Below are 21,031 nucleotides of genomic sequence, written 5' to 3' on the forward strand. Positions count from 1 at the left end.
AGGGAGCAATTGCTCCCTTTTTTATTGTTGATATATTGACTTAGTTTTGAATAACAGTCGCAGTATTGAAGTCACCCATTTGGGTCACGCTGATCATGTTTTCAGTACCTGTCTGAGAACCCATCACTAGGTTATCATTACCGGTTTGCGATACAGTTAAGCTGTTGTTGTCACCAACTACGGCAAATTCAGCAGTACCGTTATCACCGCCAACCCAGTTACCATCACCAAGTTGGGTAATGTTGGCGTAGTTTTCATCGCCGCTGATGAGCAAGTCAATAACGTTCAAGTCACCCGTTTGCAGGGTATCGACTTCAACATTGAGGTCGCCAGCTACAGTGACAATTGCTTCATTCTCATTGCCAAATTGCTCTGAAGTAATGACATTATCAAACCCTTCAGCAACCACTTCAGTGTAGTTTAAGTCACCTTCTTGCTCGACATTGATCTCATTGCCATCGAATACTGCAAAAGCAACGATTTGGTTATTGTCACCAGTAGAAACCAGAGTTAAATCATTTTCGTCGCCGTAAACACCAAATGTAGCAAAGTTAGTGTCACCAGTCTGGTCTAAATCTACAGTGTTCTCATCACCCCAAACTTGGAATTCAGCGCCGTTGGTATCGCCAACTTGGTCAATCGTGATGGTATTTTCACTGCCTTGTACATCAGCAATTAAGATATCGCCAATAACGTTACCATCACCATTTTGGGTAATAGCTACCTCATTACCATCGCCAGTGGCAAATTGCATGTAAGCGCGGTTAGAGTCACCATCTTGGTCGATCTCTATCGTGTTTTCGTTACCTGCAAGGGTATATACAAAGCCTGCGTTCGAATTACCAACTTGGTTAACATCAAAAGTATTGTCGTCGCCTTCAACACCTTGTACGCCAGCAAAGTTAAAGTCACCTTCTTGGTAGATAGTGACATCATTGTTGTTGCCGACATTTGGGGTGAGTGCTAGTGAAACCATACCACCTAAGTTGTCATTACCTATTTGAGTAATGCTACCGTCGTTTTCATCACCCTCTACCAAGAACAAAGCTTCGTTATTGTCACCTGCTTGATCAACAACAGCGGTGTTGCTATCACCAATAAGGTCAATGTCTGAGGTATTTGTCACGCCAACCTGTAACACATCAACGCTGTTTTCATTACCAATAACATTGGCATCAGATTGGTTCCAAAAGCCTGTTTGATCAGTGATTGCTTCGTTGCCGTTGCCTTCAATGTCGATGCTAGATACATGCCAATCATCAACTTGGTCAACTTCAACGTTGTTACTTTCACCTTCAGATGTTACGTAAGCTTCATGCCATACACCATCTTGAGTAATCGTAGCTGTTTGGTCGTCACCAGTTTGGTCAACAGTGGTGATGTTTAAATCACCTGTCTGGGTAACCACAACTTCTTGGCCAACAACAGCGGCATCAGCTGCGACTGAAATTGTCTGATTGATGGTGGCTTCGTTATCTGAAGCAGCAAAAGCTGATGCAGACATACCGATGCTTGCGGTAATAGCTAACGCGATAATAGACTTCTTTGCTTGCGATCTCATTGGACGCTCCCTGTTAATATTGAGTTATAGTGATTGCGGCATTATCTGCAATCTGTTCAATTGAAAAATTCGCACTTCCGAGTTGGTTGAGCTGGACTAAATTGCCGTCACCCACTTGAGTGATGTCGGCCTGATTTGACCACCCAACTTGCAAAAGCTGTACTTCATTACCACTACCGTATTGGTGAACATTGGCTTGATTTTCAGCACCAAATTGCAAGGTCGCATTGGTATTATCATGGCCAGATTGCAACATTTCCGCGTGATTGCTATAGCCAAGTTGCATTAGGCCAATAGCGTTATCTCTGCCGCCCTGCTCAAGCAACACTTGGAGAGTAATGGGAAGTTCGCTGACTTGATTGGCTCGAATATCATTAGCGTACAAGTCAAAGGTCGACATAAGGAGTACAAAGCTAACAACGCTTTTTATTAAAGCAGACACTAAACACTCCTTTGTTATGTGCCAAACAGATACAACAGCTCGTCAATGAGCAAGACTATTTAGCGGTTCGTATAAAAAATTAATTCACTATCAGCACAAAGTTCTGTAGTGAACTAATTTAGTCTGCCGAATGTAGAACAAAGGTACGGAGTGAATGACCTTTGAACAATTGGAAGAAGGTCTATTTGTTGGTTAATTTTCATTCACTGAGATTGCTGTTCAATTGATTGAAAAATAGGGGGTTATTTTTAGAGTGATTGCAAATAGTCGCCTATTTGTAATCCAATGCGCTTAGTAGAAAAGTATTATTTGCTCGTTAAAAGCAGATGAAATACAGCGACTGAGGCTCTCAATTATTGAGTTTAACTGCAATTTTAAACTGCAAAAATATTCTTTCGTGGTGAATTGGACTAAATACAGCGCCTACTGCTTGGCAGGCATGTTTTTTGAATGGATTTTCGATCACAAAATTACTTAATTGAAATTTTATTACGTATGTTTGTACTGCTTATTGCGATAAATCATCATTCATCTAATCAGCTTAAAAGTGTCACTATTGGGTGTTAGTTGTTGTTGGTGTTAATGTTGTTGTTATTTTCTTTATGGATTGATGCGTTACTGATGCATATTTATTGATATTTTTGAGCGCTTTACCAAAAGTTATTACCAAGTTAGCAGTTGAATGAAATAAATTCTGCAAAGTGATTTTGATCCCTTGTCTGTACTATCCAGCTGTATACACTGCCGCCATAACAAAGTTTATGGGGGTAAAAATGTATGGAAGTTTTCATCAGTTTGTTGGGGATGGCAACGCTGATCGGGATTGCCGTGTTGTTTTCAGAGCAACGCCACGCGATTAGTGTCAGAACGGTGGCCGGTGCATTGGCATTTCAGGTCGCTTTTGGCGCATTTGTTATGTATGTACCATTTGGTCAAACTGTATTGGATAGCGCATCAAACGGTGTAATGCATGTAATCAACTACGGCAACGAAGGCTTAGCTTTTTTATTTGGTGATTTGGCCAAGTTTGGGGTTGGGTTCATTTTTGTGATTAATGTGCTTTGTGTAGTGGTATTTATTAGTGCACTAATTGCTGTGCTGTATTACCTAGGCATTATGCAACTGGTGATTGGCATTATCGGCGGAGCGTTATCTAAGTTACTGGGTACTAGCCGTGCAGAGTCACTGTCTGCCACTGCCAACATCTTTGTTGGTCCGATTGAAGCGCCATCTATGGTGCGTCCTTTTGTTAAGCACATGACCCGCTCAGAGCTCTTTGCGGTGATGACTGGTGGTTTAGCTTCTGTGGCCGGCGGCACCATGATTGGTTATATCCAGATGGGCGTCGACATTAAGTATGTACTGACCGCCGCCTTTATGACAGCGCCCGCCGGTCTACTATTTGCCAAGCTAATGTGGCCAGAAACCGAAGCACCGCGAAATGACATCAAGAAAGTCATGGATGAGCAAGAAGATAAGCCGACTAATGTACTCGATGCTGCAGCGGGCGGCGCAGCAATGGGGATGCAGCAAGTACTTAATGTATCGGCATTACTGCTCGCGTTCGTCGGGTTGATTGCGCTGGTCAACGGTATAATTGGCGGTGTTGGCGGCTGGTTTGGCTATGGTGAGCTCACTATGCAGATGATCTTAGGTTATCTGTTAGCTCCGCTAGCATGGCTAATGGGGGTGCCGTGGAGTGAAGCAACGCAAGCGGCTTCGTTTATTGGTCAGAAGATGGTGATCAATGAATTTGTTGCCTATATCGACTTCCTCAAAGTGGCGGAAGACCTGTCACCTAAAACCCAAATTATCATTAGTTTTGCGTTGTGCGGTTTTGCCAACATTGGCTCACTAGCCATGGTAATAGGCGGGTTAGCTGCATTGTGTCCTGAGCGTCGTCACGACCTCAGTGCCATAGGCATGAAAGCGCTAATTGCAGCGGCTTTAGCCAACTTAATGAGCGGTACTATTGCTGGTCTGCTATTTAGCCTAGCTGGCTAATCCACTGAACTAAATACTTGATATCCATACTCGCTTACAAAAGGCGAGTGTGGAGCATGAATAACGGAGTAACACGATGACACCACATATTAACGCACCAGCTGGTGCTTTTGCTGATACGGTTTTAATGCCAGGCGATCCATTGCGGGCGAAGTACATTGCCGAGAATTTTCTCGACAACGTCACTTTAGTGACTGATGTACGTAATATGCTTGGCTATACCGGTGAGTTTAATGGTCAACGTATCTCAGTGATGGGATCGGGGATGGGTATTCCTTCAATTTCTATTTATGCCAAAGAGCTTATTACTGAATATGGTGTGAAAAACATTATTCGCATCGGGTCGTGTGGCGCTGTGAGCGATAAAATCAAGTTGATGGACGTCGTTATGGCTATGGGCGCGAGCACTGATTCAGCGGTTAACCGCAGTCGTTTCGCCAATACTGATTTTGCCATGATTGCGGACTTTGGCCTGCTTCGAGGCGCCGTCGATGCTGCTGAAAAACTGGCGGTCAACTATCATGTTGGCAACCTATATTCTTCTGATCTGTTCTATAGCGCCGATGAAAGCCGTTACGACTTAATGGAAAAATACGGCATTTTAGGTGTGGAAATGGAAGCGGCTGGTCTTTATGGCGTAGCCGCTGAATATGGCGCAAATGCACTTGCCATGATGACAGTGACCGACCATTTACGTCAGGGCTTGCACCTTAGCGCTGAAGAGCGTCAACAGACGCTTAATGAGATGATTAAACTGACGCTAGAAGCAGTCAGTAAGCTGAAATAGTGATTCAGTTCTAACCTTTCTCCCTACACCCTACGGCTTTCAAGTGTGCACCAACAAATACCCATAAGCATGCTTGAAAGCCACCCCTTCATATTCTCTGCGACTAGAGCCAATACTCTTAACTGGCTTTTATCTTCGCTATGGACACAGTAGACTGGCAGCATAATCAATTGAAATGGATGTAGTAATGAGTATTTGGTTTAGGCCGGTCACGCTTGCACAATGCAATAAGATGGACGAAGGGATGCATGGCAAAGGTACTTTGATGCAAACCATGGGGATTAAAATATCCGAAATTGGCGACGACTACATGAAAGCGACCATGCCAGCTGCACCGCAAGTACACAATCCGCTCGGTATTGTGCATGGCGGAGCCAACGTGGCTCTTGCAGAAACTGTCGCCAGTTATGCGGCTAATTTTGTAGTGGACTTTGATAACTATTATTGTGTCGGCCAAGAGATTAATGCGAACCATTTAAAAGCATCTCGCAAAGGCACGCTAACAGCCACAGCTAAGCCGGTACACTTGGGTAAGCGTAGCTCAGTGTGGGAGATCCTTATTCACAATGGAGCCGGTGAGCTCTGCTGTATCTCAAGAATGACTGCTGCGGTAGTTAAGCGATAACCGCAGTTTATTGCGTGTGGATGGGTAAATGGCCTGTTACAAACCTATTTAGTTAGCCATAATAAGTTTAATTAACTTTAATACCAATGGAGAGCGCATGGATAACGCAACTATTTGGGAGTGGGTCGGCTATTTGGCATCGGTGGTCGTGGCTATTTCACTGATGATGTCGAACATTAAGAAGCTACGCTGGTGGAATTTGATTGGTGCAGCGTTATTTGTTGCTTATGGCTTGGCCATTGGCGCCATTCCCGTTGCATTGGTTAACTTCTTTATTGTACTTATTGATATCTACTATTTAGTTAAAATCTACCAAGAAGAGCGGCAACAGGCTTCTGATTAGGCCTGTATGACAGTTATCAAATTTGTCGTTTAGCGGCAATCCCTGCGCCAGTGGATTGCCGTTATTATTTACTTATTTAGATAACCCTCCTTTACACAGCTTTACCTCCCAAATGATTCCCCCTTTTATACCTAATTAGTAGTATCACTGGGTTGTCAATTTTATTCGCTTTCTGTAAAAGCGATTAAAGTTATCGGTTCTAATCGTTTTAACTGTCAGTTGTTACCGACTATTATTTAGCTATCGGGATAACTCAGCAGGTAATAGCCTTCGCTGCCCACTGTGAGGTCAATATGGCGACGATATTTGATGTTATTGAAGATTGGCTTAGCTAAGCCAAGTACAGCATTTTAGATTACGGAATTTTTGGAGATGACTATGACTACGCAAAAAGATTACTTAACCAGCCAAAACGGCGCCCCAATCGCAGACGACCAAAACTCATTGTCGGCAGGTGAGCGCGGCCCGCTATTACTACAAGATTGGCAGTTGATTGAAAAGCTTGCTCACTTCAACCGCGAACGTATTCCTGAGCGTGTTGTGCACGCAAAAGGTACTGGGGTATATGGCACCTTTACGTTGACCAAAGATTTAAGCGAATACACCATAGCTGACCACTTTAACGGTGTAGGCAAACAAACCGAAACTTTTGTTCGCTTTTCAACGGTGGGCGGTGAAATGGGCTCTGCTGATGCTGAGCGTGATCCACGTGGTTTTGGTTTGCGTTTCTATACTGCTCAAGGCAATCATGACATCGTGGGTAATAACACCCCGACATTCTTTTTGCGTGATGGTATTAAGTTTCCGGACTTCATTCATACTCAAAAGCGTAATCCACTGACTAACCTTAAAGATCCACAGGCAATGTGGGACTTTTGGTCACTTAACCCTGAAGCGATGCATCAGGTGACTATTTTGATGTCAGACCGAGGTATTCCTGCAAATTACCGTCAGATGCACGGCTATGGTTCTCATACATTCTCATTGTGGAATGCCAAAGGCGAGCGTTTTTGGGTTAAATTCCACTTCAAATCGCAACAAGGCGTTGTCAATCTCACCAACGAGCAAGCAGATAAGCTCAAAGGTATTGACCCTGATTCATCGCAGCGCGATATGGTGGCAGCGATTGCCGAGCAAAACTTCCCTCGTTGGACAGTGAATGTACAAATCATGCCAGAAGCGGATGCCAATACTTACCACATCAACCCGTTTGATTTGACTAAGGTATGGCCGCACAGCGATTACCCACTTATTGAAATTGGTGAGCTTGAGCTTAATCGTATGCCACAAAACTATTTCGCTGAAGTAGAGCAGGTGGCTTTAGCACCAAGTAACCTAGTTCCAGGTGTTGGCGCATCACCAGATAAGATGCTGCAAGCGCGAATCTTTGCTTATGCAGATGCACAACGTCATCGCATCGGTACTAATTACAATCAGTTGCCAGTCAACTGCCCACATGCGGCAAAAGCGAATCATCATCAGCGTGCTGGTGCTATGGCTGGAACCCAATGTCCGTTCAGCGGCAGTCAAACAGGTGGCGATGCAGCTGCTAACTATGGTCCTAGTAGCCGTGAAGATGCGTTGGTTGAGCCTGCACACTTAGCTGAGCCACCACTGCGCTTAGTTGGTGAAGCTGATCGCTATAGCCGCTACGACCAAGATGACTATAGCCAAGCGGGCAACCTATACCGTATGTTCTCTGAAGATGAAAAAGCGCGCCTAGTGGATACCATCGCCGGTTCTCTTAGCCAAGCAAGTGCTGATGTACAAGCACGTATGCTAGCGCATTTTGACAAAGCAGATGCTGACTACGGAGCGCGAATTGCTAAGGCAATTCAAGGTTAAAAGCCAACTTATTAACTGAGATGAAAAAGCCAGTCACTGTAAAGTGACTGGCTTTTTTTAGCTGTGAACGTCAACGCTATGTGGGTATGTTATTTACTACCCTGTTAACTAAAGTAGCAATGTCATCACGCCCAATAGCGCAAATAGCGCAGCGCATAGGCGATGAATTAACGTCAAAGGTAGCTTTTCAGCACTGTAATGGCCGGCGTAAACCACTGGCACATTGGCTAGCATCATGCCTAAGGTCGTGCCGATGACAACCATTGCCAATGCATCATATTTGGCTGCCAGCACCACCGTTGCCACTTGGGTTTTGTCGCCAATCTCAGCGATGAAGAACAACACAAAAGTTGCAATGAATGGGCCCCATTGATACAAACGACTTTCTTCTGATTCAACTTTGTCGGGGATCAGTACCCACAATGCAATGGCAAAGAACGATCCCGCCACGATGTAACGGCCAACTTCCGGTGAAATAAGGCCCATGGCCCATTGACCCAACCAGGCCGCAGCAAAGTGATTCGCCAGCGTCGCCAGAAAAATACCCATGACAATAGCGGTTTTGTTCTTAAACCGGGCGGCAAGTAGCAGAGCGAGTAATTGGGTTTTATCGCCGATTTCGGCAATTGCAACAGTAAAGGTTGAGGCGAGTAGTGCTTCCACAATGAGTTCCTTAGGGGGCAAAATTAGCTAAGCAGAGTCCGCCGCCCCCTAATATTGGACGGGATCTCTGCTCAGGTCTTGCTGGGTGATGGCTCACTGTATTCACCATGGCATGTGGCCAATTATGTTGATGAATACCCAACCAAAAACGACGATCGGTTGGTAGCTACTCCCCTGAGAAGGTTGGCGCCATTATAATCGCCCTAAAAAAGGTTGCAAGTGCAACATGTTTTTTGCGCGACTTTGCCGCTGTTTTGCTGGAAAAATCAGCAATAGTAAACGGCTTGTGGTGAGGGTGTTGGCAACTTATTTGTGCGCTGTACAAAGTTGTTTACGATTGCCTTTGATGGCTTGTACACAGTGATTGCCTCTGTTAATGTCCCTAACAGTCAATTTTTTAGAGTTTAAGGTAGTGATGAAACAAACCTATCGATATTTTTACCGATTTACGCAGCCTCAGGGGCTTAGCTAAAGATTAGGTAAAAGTAATGTTAGCCAAGCTGTTGAGGCCAAACCCAATCGAAATAGGGCAGTATGATGCCATTCGATTAGGAGGCTAAAAGCTTAGTTGTTTTGTTACTAATCCCCTCCTTGTCGTTGTTCTAAATCTGACCCAAAACTATTAAAACAAATCAAGACAGGACAATGTAGTGAACTTAAAAATCCTCGGCTCTATTGCCATTGTTGCAGGTACTGCTATTGGTGGCGGTATGCTTGCCTTACCTCTGGCGACAGCTTCTTTGGGTACCATTCCCGCGCTATTACTTTTAGTGTGTATTTGGGGGGTGTCCATCTACACCAGTTTGTTGATGTTAGAGATCAACTTACGTACGGGGGTTGGGCTTAACGTCCACGCCATAACCGGTAAAACACTAGGAAAAACTGGCCAGTTATTACAGGGTGGCTCACTGCTGAGCTTACTCTTCGCCCTGACGATGGTGTATTTGATGGGGGGCTCATCGCTGCTTGAGTCACGCTTTGATCAAATGGGCATTGAAATTGATAATAAAGCGGCGGTGTTGCTGTTTACCCTGGTATTTGGGGGCTTTATTGCGGTTGGCGTAGCTTGGATTGATAAAGTTTCACGTATCTTATTTACTGCGATGATCGCCCTGTTTGTACTGGTGGTTGTGTTCCTATTGCCGGAAGTTAGCCCCGCTTATATATTGCGTGAATCATCGGCTAATATTGTAGAGAAAGCTGAGCTGGGTGACTTGTGGTTAGCAGCGATACCCGTTGTGTTTACCTCATTTGGCTTCCACGTGTGTATTGCCACGATTGTGCGTTACTTAGATGGCGATGCCATGTCACTGCGTAAGGTATTGATCATTGGTTCAACCATTCCACTTGTGTGTTATATCCTGTGGTTGATGGTGACTTTAGGTACTGTGGGTGGGGCAACCGTGCATGGCTTTGAAGGCTCATTGCCAAAACTTGTGACAGCCCTGCAAGCTATTGCGCAGTCATCAATTATGCAGCAGTGCATTGATCTGTTTGCTAACTTAGCCTTAATCACCTCTTTCTTAGGCGTGACCATGAGCCTGTTTGATTACATTGCCGAGCTAACTCGAGCAAGAAATGATGTGATGGGCCGCGCTAAAACCTGGTTGATCACTTTCGTACCGCCATTATTGTGCGCGCTATTTTACCCTGATGGTTTCATTCAGGTGTTGGGTTTTGCTGCAATTCCATTGGTGATGATGATTATCTTCTTGCCGATTGCCATGGCGTTAGGACAGCGTAAACAGCAGTTAGGGGGTTACCAAGTCAGTGGCGGCACGCCAGCCTTAGCGGTTGCAGGTTTGCTTGGTGCGGTGATCATTGCGGCACAACTTTGGGTAGCGCTATAACAAATGTTTACAACAAAGCCGGGTTAGATTGCGGTTTGTTGTGCCTCGTTAGCTGTTTGTTGAATGAGGTTGTGTGATAAAGTCGGGCACTTGCCCGACTTTTTTATTGCTAAATTTTGTAGTTGGACAGCATATATTCTCAAGCAATCGACGTAATAACGATAAAAACGGACTTAACAGCATGAAAAAAATTATGTTAACCGCAGCGCTAGCGGCTTCATTTGCTGCACAAGCGGATGAGGGGATGTGGCAGCCTTACCAGCTTCCTGCCATGGCTGACGAACTGAAAGCCAAAGGCTTAGAAATTGATGTTAAATCCATTTCTAAATTAACCGAGTTTCCAATGAATGCGGTTATCAGCCTCGGTGGCTGTACCGCATCATTTGTGTCACCTAAAGGCCTAGTCGTGACTAATCATCACTGTGCATATGGCTCAATTCAATACAATTCAACGCCTGAAAATAACCTACTAAAAGACGGTTTTTTAGCGAAAAGCTTTGCTGATGAACTGCCGGCAACACCGGGGTCGCGCATCTATGTGACCGAGTCAGTTGTCGATGTCACTGACAAGGTGAAAAAGGGCTTAGATAGTAAAACGGGCAACGCGTTTTATAAAGGTATTGAGCAACAGGAAAAAAGCTTAGTAGCCGAGTGTGAGCAAGAAGAGGGTTACCGCTGTAAGGTGTATAGCTTCCATGGTGGGCTTGAGTACTACTTGGTTAAGCAGCTTGAGATCCGTGACGTGCGTTTAGTGTATAACCCGGCCGGTAGTGTAGGTAAGTATGGTGGCGATATTGATAACTGGATGTGGCCTCGTCACACTGGCGACTACTCTTTCTATCGCGCCTACGTATCTAAAGACGGCAAGCCTGCTGATTTTAGCGAAAACAATGTGCCATTTGAGCCAAAAAGCTTCTTAAAAGTATCGGCTAAAGGTGTGAGTGAGGGCGACTTTGTTATGGTGGCTGGCTATCCTGGCCGTACTAACCGCTATCGCACTGCCAATGAAGTACAAAACCAATTTGAATGGGCTTATCCAGAAGGCAAAATTCTGCGTGAGCGCATTATTGATATCATCAAAGAGACAGCACCAGAAGGCAGCGACGAGCGCATTAAGTATGAAAGCGCCATTGCAGGTTTAGCTAACTACGCTAAAAACTTCACTTCGATGATTGAGTTCTATGGTAAATCAACCATGCTTGACGACCGTAAAGGTGTAGAGCAAGACCTTGCCAACTGGATTAAAGCCGACAAAAAGCGCCAAGCTAAGTACGGTGAAGTATTAGCGCAACTGGACAAGCTAATCGCAAAAGGTCAGCAAGGCCAAGAGCGCAACTTACTGCTTAGCTACATGGGTTACAGTACTATGATGAGTACCGCTGAGCGCTTATATCGCTTAGCGAATGAAAAAGCGCTACCAGATATGCAGCGTGAACCAGGCTATCAAGATCGTGATATGACTCGCTTTACCTCAGGTATGGAGCGTATTGAGCGTCGCTATGCCGCAAGTGTCGATAAAGCGATATTGGCAGATTTAGTGGGTCGTTATGCCGCATTGCCGAAAGATCAGCGTTTAACAGCGTTCGATAAGGCCTTTGGTATTGGTAGTAACTTCGACAAGGCTAAATTTGCCAAGACATTAGATAACATGTACGCCAACACTGAGCTGTCTGATAAAGACACTCGCTTAGCCTGGATGGACAAATCTGTGGCTGAGTTTAAAAAGTCTAAAGATCCTTTCATTCAGTACGCTGTTGCTACTTATGATGAGCGCATGAAGCGTGAACAGGAGAAAAAGCAGCTTGCCGGTGATCTAATGAAAGTGCGCCCACAATATATGGACGCCATCATTGCCTATAACCGTGAGCAAGGTAAACCAGTGTATGCCGATGCTAACTCAAGCCTACGTGTGACTGTGGGTCATGTTAAGGGCTACTCACCACAAGATGGTTTGAAAGCCGTGCCTTTCACTCGCCTTGAAGGTATCTTAGCCAAAGACACGGGTGTTGATCCGTTTGATGCGCCAGCGAAACAGCTAGAGCTCATTGCCAATAAGCAATACGGTGACTACTACATGAAGGAGATTGATTCAGTACCGGTTAACTTCCTATCAACCCTAGATACCACTGGTGGTAACTCAGGCTCGCCGACCTTAAATGGCCGTGCAGAGTTAGTCGGCCTGCTGTTTGATGGCGTTTACGAAAGTATCATTGGCGATTGGGGTTACGACCCACAAACTAACCGTTCAATCCAAGTGGACAGCCGTTATATGCTTTGGGTTATGAAATACCTAGATAATGCAGATAACCTATTGGAAGAGATGGAAATTGTGCATTAATCGTTATGATTAAATTAGCATGATTTGCATAAAGGGCTTAGGTGAATATCTAAGCCCTTTTTGTTGGCTGATTTACCTGTCGGTACTGCTATTTGCATAATACCAATCAGTATAAGAATTTGATCTACTCAGCGCGCTTTTGGCAAACTAATTCAAGGCCGGCTAATTCAAAGTGAGTACTGAAACAATGGTTGCTCCCTTGTGAGGTTATTCAACGCAGAAGTAGGTAGCCAAAAACGCGCCAGAATGGCGAGTTTTAGCGATTCTGATGCTGTATTAACGAGCTTAACCGTAGAACAACTATGATCTTCACTCGTTGCAAGCCACATGGATGTGGTGAATGTCATTAATGCAAGGAGCATTTAATGACCTTGCCTCAGAACCGCTAAACTCTCGCTGAGTGACTAAATGTTTGTACTGATTGGTATAACCCATCGGGCGCTGCACAGCCTAGTCCATTAACCTTTGAGCGCAGTAATCTCTGTCGCAGTCAGCGGTCGCATTTCACCTGCGGCCAAATCGCCAAGTTGCAGTGATTCAATGGCCACTCGCTTGAGATCAATAACCTGATAGCCCAGTGCTTGGCTCATTCGGCGTATTTGCCGGTTGAGCCCTTGAGTTAAGGTGATGCTAAAACGGTCTTCACCTGTTGCTGCGACCGTGCAGGGGAGGGTGGTGATATCTTTGTAACTGACCCCTTGCGCCATCAACTGACAAAAGTCGTCGTCAAGGGGGCGGTTAACTTGAACAAGGTAGTGCTTTTTATGGGCAAAGCTTGGGTGCATCAAACGCTGGGTGAGTTCACCGTCATTGGTCAGTAGTAGTAATCCGTGGGAGTCTTTGTCTAGGCGGCCAACAGGATAGAGCCGTGGTGTGGGCGGCAGAAAGTGTATCAGGCTAGCAGGATTATCTGGGAGCAAGCGGCTATCAATGCCTACGGGCTTATGGAAGGCGTAATAGTGCGGCGATTCAATGGCAGCTATGGGCTCACCATCAAAGAGTATGACTTGCAGGCATTGGCGCTGATCTTTATCTAGGCTTATGGTGTCGATATGGTTGGCGATGCGGCCATCGATATTAATTCGGCCATCACGGATAAATCGCGTTGCGGCGCGCCGTGAGCATAGTCCGGTCAGCGCAAGGTATTTGGCTAGTCGCATAGCAACAAGTTGTCGCCTTTAGTTATTACAGCGCAGGCTGCTGTAGCGTGTGGGTCAATTTCTTAATGGTCAATGCTAACATTAAACACCACAACATAGTGAGGTTAGTTTGGCCCCACATATTAATTGCCACGTAGCAATTTTCCCCGGTTTGTGGGATGCAGGCATCAAAGTCTAAGGTCTGCCAATTGAGTTGAAAAACTAGCCCCAATGCACTGGCAAGCCCTAATGAGCTAATGAAAAATAGGCGTTTTGAGCAGATCTCTTTATGGTTAATTCGCGCCGCTAAGGTTAAAAAATGCAGAATTACGGTGCCAAGTAAAAAACTGGTAGAGGACAGGCGATGTTCGCTGAGGTAGTTGATTGGAAATACGCCCATCAAGATAATTGAGCCACCAACCCAGAGTCCGGCAAACGATATATAGAGGCCAAAATGCCCTAGTTTAAGTAAAAATAAGCCGTACATGGCCAACAAGATGCATAAACCCGCGACAATTAACGCCATGTTATACACATAAGCCAGCGGTGTGCGCATATAATCGCCTAAAAAGTCGGCCCGTAGTGCAAATACCGCTGGACCTATTTCTTGATATTGGGCCCATACACAAATTGAGATACCGGTCGCTGAGACTATGGCACCACCAAAAATCATCCAGATAACCAGTTTGTGTAGGTCAGTATTGATCGGTTGCTGTGCCAGCTGCATAGGGCTCCCATTAATCAGGCAATAAAAAAGGAGTGCATGGTGAGTGCTCTCCTTCTCCGTCCCCGCCTGTAATGGGCAAGTTAGCTATCCTTATCTCAGCTAGTGTATGCCATAACTAGGCGATTACCAACATCTCGATAACAATTTGCGTAAATAGTTATCAGTGAGTACGTTTCCGCAGTATCACAATAGAAATGGCGACAACAGCAAGAATCATGCAGTACCAAGCGTGAGTTACGGCTTCAAGCGGACTAATACTGAAGGTTGATGCAATCAGTAATGCCTGCGCACCGTAGGGAATTAAGCCTTGAATAATACAAGAGAATATATCCAAAATACTGGCTGCGCGCTTCGGCGTGACTTGGTGCTTTTGCGCTAACTCTTTGGCGATGTCACCTGTTACAACAATCGATACGGTGTTGTTCGCTACGCAAGTATTGGTCATTGCAACAATGCCAGCCATGCCAAGCTCAGAAGCGCGGGTTGATGCTTCGCCTTTAGCCTTAGAAAACTTAGTGATCAGTTTCTCTATTTGTTGACTCACAAACGCTAAGCCACCTTGCTGCTGCATGAGCGCCGCGAGGCCACCCACTAGCATTGAGAGAATGAAGATCTCCTGCATGTTGGTAAAACCGGCATAGATATCTTGACCAAACTGAATCACACCGTAATCCATGGTGAACAAGCCGGTTATCCCAGCAAGTAAAATACCGACCGTGAGCACTACAAATACGTTAAGACCGGCGACAGCTAAGAACAAAATGGTCAAGTAAGGGATCACTTTAATAAAGTCTATCTCTTGTGCGGCGACTTCAGCTTGGCCTTGACCAGCTAAGGTAAACACGATGAGAGTAATGATCGATGCTGGAATGGCAAAAATAAGGTTTTCTCTAAACTTGTCTTTCATTTCACAACCCTGAGTACGGGTTGAAGCAATGGTGGTGTCGGAAATAATTGATAAGTTATCACCAAATAATGCCCCAGAAATCACTGCACCGGCCATAACGGCAAGGCCTATTTCTGCTTCAGTTGCGACGCCAAGCGCAATGGGTGCGACTGCTGCAATGGTACCCATTGAGGTCCCCATTGCGGTGGCAATGAAGGCGGCAATCACAAAGAAACCTGGCAGTAGTAAACTTGATGGTACCAGTGATAAACCTAGGGCAACGGTAGCATCAACACCGCCAGTGGCTTTGGCAACAGAAGCAAATGCACCAGCTAACAGATAGATAAGACACATTGCGATGATATTGCTATGGCCAATTCCACCTATAAAGGTTTCGATACTCTGATTAAGCTTTTGCTTTGACAGTAAGATTCCTAAGATGATTGCCGGCAATATCGCGACCACACTGGGTAGTTGATAGAAGGCAAAGTCTACCCCTTGGCTTTGGAAGTAGACTCCGGCACCAATGAATAAGGTCAAAAATAAAAATAACGGTAATAGGGCGATAAACGATGGGCTTACCTTGTTGCTCGCCGATGAGGTCGTGGTTGAAGTTGTCAAAGTGTTCTCTCTATATTCTAGTCGTGCAAACCATCAGTTCCGCGCCCTCCTTGCAGGAACACATTGTCATTCAATGCAATGGTTCTTGATTATGGGAAGAGCATATGAGATTCACAGACGTCTGTCAATTTAGACGTCTAGATGTTTTTACTTCTAATTGCCCGCGTGCGCTAATTGTGCGATACATCACGTATCAGTGAACGCTTATTTAACTCCTAAAGTGCCAACCTCATCAGCAAATAGCAAATCTGTATAACTCTGAGGCTAAGCGTAATCGTTGCTTAATCAAACCCCCACGCTCGTGATAACCTTGGCAAATTGAAAATTATCCAATTGAGATATCAAGTGAAGTTAATTGCAATAGATAAAGCTTGTTACCGCCAGCGGCTAAATCGTGTGATCGCGGTATTCATTGCTGCGTTGGCGATTTTGTCGCTAGTTTTTGGTGGCTTGCTGATTAGTTGGTTTGGACAAAGCGCCCCAGTAAGCGGTGAGTCCACCGGAAATTTCCAGTGGAACCTACTAGGAGTCATACTGGCAGCAAGCCTGTGCGGCACCGTGTTATACAGTTTACGCAATCATGAATACTTACAAGAAGTCTATTATGTCGCGCGGCTAAAGAGTCTACATAACCGTATTTATCGACAGTTGAAACAGTGGCGACAACGCGCCGAGCAAAATGATAAACAGGCATTGATTGTGCTGAGCTTTTACTACCAAAGCCAAAAATTGGTGTATTTGCTCGATGATAATACCCTGACACTTGCCAAGCTTGAAGCCGATCTTGCCGCGGTTGAAACGCAAATAGCACAGCTGGGGTTAGCGGTGTCCGCCGATGATTTCGTTGAGTCTATGTTGGTTAGTCCGGAGTCCTAATATGCTAGGTTTACGCAATTCGCAGTTATTACAAACTGCTGCCTATATTGATGGCCAGTGGCTGGAGTCCGCGCACAAGTTTGCGGTGTATAACCCTGCTAATGGTCAAGTCATTGCTCAAGTTAGCGAGACAACTGCCGCGCAAACTGAGCAAGCGATCGTTGCAGCCAAAGGTGCACAACTGCACTGGCGGCAACTTAGCGCCAATGAACGCTGCCGCTTATTGCGCCGTTGGCATGAATTGATTATCGCTAATCAAGACGACCTAGCCAGATTATTGACCTTAGAGCAAGGTAAGCCGTTGGCCGAAGCTAAGGGGGAAATTCACTATGGGGCAGCCTTTATCGAGTGGTTTGCTGAAGAAGGCAAGCGTTTGTATGGTGACACCATTGCCGCGCCAGGTGCGGATAAGCGTATTACGGTCATCAAACAACCTGTTGGCGTGGTGAGCGCAATCACTCCATGGAACTTTCCTAATGCGATGATTGCACGTAAAGCTGCAGCGGCACTGGCTGCGGGTTGTACATTTGTGGTTAAACCATCGCCTTTAACACCATTATCGGCTTTGGCACTGGCGGAACTGGCGCAGCAAGCAGGGATTCCTGCTGGGGTGTTCAATGTGGTGGTCGCTGAGCAGGCCCAGGCGATTGGAGAGGTATTAACCCAACACAGTGACGTGGCAAAGTTCACTTTTACTGGCTCGACCCAGGTCGGCAAACTTTTGTCGGCGCAATGTGCCAGTGGCGTCAAGCGGGTGTCGATGGAGTTAGGAGGCAATGCGCCATTTATTGTTTTTGATGATGCCGATGTTGAAGCGGCGGTTGCGGGTGTCATGGCTGCAAAGTTTCGCAATGCGGGACAAACTTGTGTCAGTGTTAACCGTATTTATGTGCATCGCGATGTTGCGTCAGCGTTCCAGCAACAGCTGCTACAGCAAACCGCCAATCTAACTGTAGGTGACGGCTTGGATAGTCGCACTAATATCGGTCCTTTGATTTCGACTCAAGCTAAGGCGCAAATAATTGATTGGGTGCAACAGAGTCTCGACATGGGCGCAAAACTGGCGTTGGGGCAAATACCGGCAAAGGATGACTGTCAGTTCCTGTCGCCCTGTGTGCTAACTGATGTGAGTGAAACCATGCCAGTGATGTGCAATGAAGTGTTCGGGCCTATCGCATCCATTAGCGTATTTGACACCGAACAGCAAGTGATCGCACTGGCCAATGCCACTGAATACGGTTTAGCCGCTTATTTTTATAGCCGTGACATAGGCCGAATTTACCGCGTCTCTGAAGCATTAGAGTTTGGTATGGTAGGAATTAATGAGGGCATAATATCTAACGCAGCAGCACCTTTTGGCGGGGTTAAACAGTCAGGTCATGGTCGTGAAGGCTCCAAGTATGGCCTTGATGATTACACCGACATTAAGTACTTGTGTTTGGGTGGAATAGATAGCTAAATTAAAGCGTTAATAAACGTTACTGGGCGGTAGTAATACGTCAAAATTGGCGTATTATCTGTGTCAGGTTGAGCGCCGCTTTAAGGGAGCTAATTCCCTTAGCTAGGCTGTGACATTGAAAGATCTTATAAGGCTAAGTTTTGGAACATTTTATTTGGAATATTGACCCGGTATTGTTTTCATTTATGGGGCTAACCGTACATTGGTATGGCGCCTTATTCGCAGTTGCGATAGCCAGCGGCTATCAAGTGATGAAACGCATTTACATCAGCGAAAAACTTGATGTTGAGTCACTGGATAACTTGCTGATCTATTGTGTGGTCGGGATTATTGTCGGTGCCCGATTAGCTCATGTGCTGTTTTATGACCCTGCCTATTACTTTGCTAATCCGGGTAAGATTATTGCCATATGGGAAGGCGGGTTGGCGAGCCATGGTGGTGGTTTAGGGGCAATATTGGCCCTTTATTATTACCATCGTAAAGTCAAAATGCCGTTTTTGTTTTTATTAGATCGTTTAGCGATAGCCACGGCAATATTTGGCTTTTTTGTACGGATGGCCAATTTTGTGAATTCTGAAATTTTAGGCGTGCAAACCGATGTGCCATGGGCAATCGTGTTTGAGCGAGTGGATTTGTTGCCGCGACATCCAGCACAGTTATATGAAGCAATTGCCTACTTACTGATTTTTGTTAGCTTGGCTATGCTATTTAAAATGACTGAAATGAAGCGCCGTTACGGGGCGATATTTGGACTGTTTTTGGTCTTGGTGTTCAGCTCACGCTTTGTCATCGAAATGGTCAAAGTCAAACAAGCTGTGTATGCCGATGAATGGACTTTTAGCGCGGGACAACTGCTGAGTATTCCTTTCTTATTGGTGGGCGTAGTGCTATTAGCTCGCGCTTATATGGCTAAGCCATCGCAGGCATAGTCATATAGACAGCATTGCTTGAACAGTAGCGCTTTCGCTGATTGTACAAACCGGTGAAAGTGGCACCAAAGGTTAGATAAAAGCTCAGCATTAGCTGAGCTTTTTGTTATAGCTAAATGCTATATTTAACACTAATCTAAGGTTAAAGTGTTATAATGTTTGATGTTACAGCATGATTAGTTGTAATACCTTTCAGCTTAAATCTTTTCCAATAAACTAAACTAGTCTTTTCTTTTGCCCTAATTGAGGTGGCAGAACTTATATGAGGTGTTGATGACATACGAAATAATCTTACTGGGTGTGGCGATTTTAGTGGCAGTTGGCATATTGCTGCATCACCCATCGAAGACCTTAGGCATTCCATCACTACTTATTTTTATGGGGGTGGGCCTAGGGCTAGGCAATGGTGAGTTTAATTTCGTTTACGATAACCTGGCATTGACATCAACGGTAGGGGCCATTGCACTTAATATCATTGTGTTTGTAGGGGGCATCAATACGTCAACGCAAAGTATTAAGCTGGCCTATAAAGAGGGAGGCATGCTGGCAACATTTGGGGTGTTGTTCACCACCGTAAGCTTAGCTGCGCTGCTGCACTTCATACTGGGCTGGGAGCTGATCACTTGCTTGTTGTTTGCTGCGATAGTCTCATCTACTGATGCTGCGGCGGTGTTTTCGATTTTAGAGTCCAAAAAACTGAAATTGAAAGAGCAAACTGATACCGTGCTTGAGTTTGAATCTGCTACCAATGACCCGGTGGCGTTAGTGATGGTGACTATTCTCACCGCTATCGCATTAGCCCCTACAGAGGTTGTGTCATACAGCGCAATATCTATCACTCTCGCGCAGCAAATATTCGTCGGAATTGTGTTCGCTTATTTAATTGGTAAGTTAGCGGTCTATCTACTTAACCACGTTAAGCTTGAAGAATATGGCCTTATTCCAGTATTTATTCTGGCCAGTTTTATTATTGCAGCATATGGCAGTGAGCTGTTAGGCGGTAATATTTTGATCGCCTCTTATGTGGTGGGGGTTGTCATCGGCAATGGCATTAGTCGCGGTGGTGAAGTATCTAAACACTTCTTTAATAGCTTGTCTTGGCTAGCCCAGTCGTTGATGTTCATTATTCTCGGCTTGCAGATTTTCCCACAAACCTTGTTTAACGTATTTATGGTGTCGCTAATTCCTGCGGCATTACTGATGTTTGTTGCGCGTCCTCTGGCAGTACAGCTATGTTACTTACCTTTTACCCAGGCAAGCTGGAAAAAGCGAATGCTGATTTCAGCTATTGGGCTAAAAGGGGCTACGCCAATAGTGTTTGCGTTAATACCTGCGACCGCAGGGGTGCCAGGCTCCATTGATATTGTGCACATGGTGTTCTTTATCGTGCTGTTCTCTATTTTATTACAAGGCGCGGCATTGGAGCCATTAGCCAAAAAATTTAAACTAGATCAATAGGCTTGCGAACAGGGTATGTAAGTGATTTTAAAGTAGGGCATATCTACAATCAGTGATTTGAACGATTCTATTAAGTTGGCAGAATAAAATGATTGAGCGAGATGGGTTAATTATCTCGCTCTATTTGCGGTTACTTAATAAAGCAGTACTTCACACCGCCACGATATTCACAGTAACAATCTCTTGGGTTTTCAGCGCAATATCTTTGCTCCCATTGACCTGGCTTAGCATTGGCACCACCCCCTAATCAAATCCCCATTCCTAAAATGGTCACAGGCCTCTTTTTAATGTGTCTACATTTAGGCATCAATCATTATATATACTTTGACATTTCTTATTGTTTTATCTGCTCTTAATATAACTATTGAATAGTCTTTTAATTTTCTGAAAGTATATTCGTAGTTTTTGGCTAGTATTCAAGTTTTCTTTATTGATGTTGTAGGGCGCATAGGGAGTGGCAGAGACTTAGTTTTCTTAC

At 45.1% G+C, this 21,031-nt stretch carries 17 protein-coding genes and 1 riboswitch; of the genes, 11 read left to right on the top strand and 6 right to left on the bottom strand.

What is annotated here, in order from left to right; all coding sequences use genetic code 11:
• Window positions 1–40 precede the first annotated feature (40 nt).
• Both FLM48_RS03320 and FLM48_RS03325 read right to left on the bottom strand, forming a co-directional pair.
• On the bottom strand, window positions 41–1,561 hold the full coding sequence (locus FLM48_RS03320) for a curlin (protein ID WP_179023446.1): 1,521 nt from the start codon (window positions 1,559–1,561) through the stop codon (window positions 41–43).
• A gap of 13 nt (window positions 1,562–1,574) precedes the next feature.
• A complete protein-coding gene (locus FLM48_RS03325; RefSeq protein WP_179026258.1) occupies window positions 1,575–1,961 on the bottom strand; it encodes a curlin in 387 nt (128 codons plus the stop codon).
• Between the two features lie 819 nt (window positions 1,962–2,780).
• Between FLM48_RS03325 and FLM48_RS03330 the strand changes: the two genes are divergently transcribed.
• The 5 genes from FLM48_RS03330 to katB all read left to right on the top strand — a co-directional run bounded on the left by FLM48_RS03330 (window position 2,781) and on the right by katB (window position 7,607).
• Window positions 2,781–4,007 (top strand): NupC/NupG family nucleoside CNT transporter, encoded by a 1,227-nt coding sequence (locus FLM48_RS03330; protein WP_028772045.1) that lies wholly within the window; start codon window positions 2,781–2,783, stop codon window positions 4,005–4,007.
• A gap of 76 nt (window positions 4,008–4,083) precedes the next feature.
• Complete coding sequence (gene deoD / locus FLM48_RS03335; protein WP_179023448.1) at window positions 4,084–4,794, top strand: purine-nucleoside phosphorylase; 711 nt, start codon at window positions 4,084–4,086, stop codon at window positions 4,792–4,794.
• Between the two features lie 187 nt (window positions 4,795–4,981).
• Window positions 4,982–5,419 (top strand): PaaI family thioesterase, encoded by a 438-nt coding sequence (locus tag FLM48_RS03340; protein ID WP_028772047.1) that lies wholly within the window; start codon window positions 4,982–4,984, stop codon window positions 5,417–5,419.
• A 97-nt stretch (window positions 5,420–5,516) separates the two neighbouring features.
• Complete coding sequence (locus tag FLM48_RS03345) at window positions 5,517–5,762, top strand: YgjV family protein (RefSeq protein WP_028772048.1); 246 nt, start codon at window positions 5,517–5,519, stop codon at window positions 5,760–5,762.
• A 378-nt stretch (window positions 5,763–6,140) separates the two neighbouring features.
• Window positions 6,141–7,607, top strand: a complete 1,467-nt coding sequence (gene katB, locus FLM48_RS03350) for a catalase KatB (RefSeq protein WP_179023450.1) — start codon at window positions 6,141–6,143, stop codon at window positions 7,605–7,607.
• A gap of 108 nt (window positions 7,608–7,715) precedes the next feature.
• On the opposite strand, the gene FLM48_RS03355 is transcribed toward katB, so the two are convergent.
• Window positions 7,716–8,270: a TMEM165/GDT1 family protein gene (locus FLM48_RS03355; protein WP_179023451.1), complete on the bottom strand. Its 555-nt coding sequence runs from the start codon at window positions 8,268–8,270 to the stop codon at window positions 7,716–7,718.
• 21 nt (window positions 8,271–8,291) lie between these two features.
• A riboswitch (yybP-ykoY riboswitch) is annotated at window positions 8,292–8,457 on the bottom strand.
• Between the two features lie 463 nt (window positions 8,458–8,920).
• Here FLM48_RS03355 and FLM48_RS03360 point away from each other — a divergent pair.
• Both FLM48_RS03360 and FLM48_RS03365 read left to right on the top strand, forming a co-directional pair.
• Complete coding sequence (locus FLM48_RS03360) at window positions 8,921–10,120, top strand: aromatic amino acid transport family protein (protein WP_028772051.1); 1,200 nt, start codon at window positions 8,921–8,923, stop codon at window positions 10,118–10,120.
• A gap of 181 nt (window positions 10,121–10,301) precedes the next feature.
• Window positions 10,302–12,458 (top strand): S46 family peptidase, encoded by a 2,157-nt coding sequence (locus FLM48_RS03365; protein ID WP_179023453.1) that lies wholly within the window; start codon window positions 10,302–10,304, stop codon window positions 12,456–12,458.
• Between the two features lie 458 nt (window positions 12,459–12,916).
• Here the strand turns inward: FLM48_RS03365 and FLM48_RS03370 are convergent, their stop codons facing one another.
• From FLM48_RS03370 to FLM48_RS03380, 3 genes are all read right to left on the bottom strand, one after another.
• Window positions 12,917–13,618 carry a pseudouridine synthase gene (locus FLM48_RS03370; RefSeq protein ID WP_179023455.1) on the bottom strand — a complete coding sequence of 234 codons (702 nt, stop codon included), beginning with the start codon at window positions 13,616–13,618 and terminating at the stop codon, window positions 12,917–12,919.
• 25 nt (window positions 13,619–13,643) lie between these two features.
• Window positions 13,644–14,324, bottom strand: coding sequence for a hypothetical protein (locus FLM48_RS03375; RefSeq protein ID WP_028772054.1), 681 nt, complete (start codon window positions 14,322–14,324; stop codon window positions 13,644–13,646).
• Window positions 14,325–14,484: 160 nt separating this feature from the next.
• The gene (locus tag FLM48_RS03380) at window positions 14,485–15,831 is read right to left on the bottom strand and encodes a Na+/H+ antiporter NhaC family protein (protein WP_028772055.1); all 1,347 of its coding nucleotides are present in this window, start codon (window positions 15,829–15,831) and stop codon (window positions 14,485–14,487) included.
• 345 nt (window positions 15,832–16,176) lie between these two features.
• Between FLM48_RS03380 and FLM48_RS03385 the strand changes: the two genes are divergently transcribed.
• The 4 genes from FLM48_RS03385 (at window position 16,177) to FLM48_RS03400 (ending at window position 20,553) form a co-directional block, all read left to right on the top strand.
• Entirely contained in the window at window positions 16,177–16,707 is a 531-nt protein-coding gene (locus FLM48_RS03385; protein WP_179023457.1) for a DUF3087 family protein, read from the top strand.
• 1 nt (window position 16,708) lies between these two features.
• A complete protein-coding gene (locus FLM48_RS03390) occupies window positions 16,709–18,166 on the top strand; it encodes an NAD-dependent succinate-semialdehyde dehydrogenase (RefSeq protein WP_179023459.1) in 1,458 nt (485 codons plus the stop codon).
• 140 nt (window positions 18,167–18,306) lie between these two features.
• Window positions 18,307–19,095 carry a prolipoprotein diacylglyceryl transferase gene (lgt, locus tag FLM48_RS03395; protein WP_028772058.1) on the top strand — a complete coding sequence of 263 codons (789 nt, stop codon included), beginning with the start codon at window positions 18,307–18,309 and terminating at the stop codon, window positions 19,093–19,095.
• Window positions 19,096–19,368: 273 nt separating this feature from the next.
• Entirely contained in the window at window positions 19,369–20,553 is a 1,185-nt protein-coding gene (locus FLM48_RS03400) for a potassium/proton antiporter (protein ID WP_179023460.1), read from the top strand.
• Window positions 20,554–21,031 lie beyond the last annotated feature (478 nt).

Source organism: Shewanella sp. Scap07 (assembly GCF_013394145.1).
In the GTDB taxonomy this organism is placed as follows: Bacteria; Pseudomonadota; Gammaproteobacteria; order Enterobacterales; family Shewanellaceae; genus Shewanella; species Shewanella waksmanii.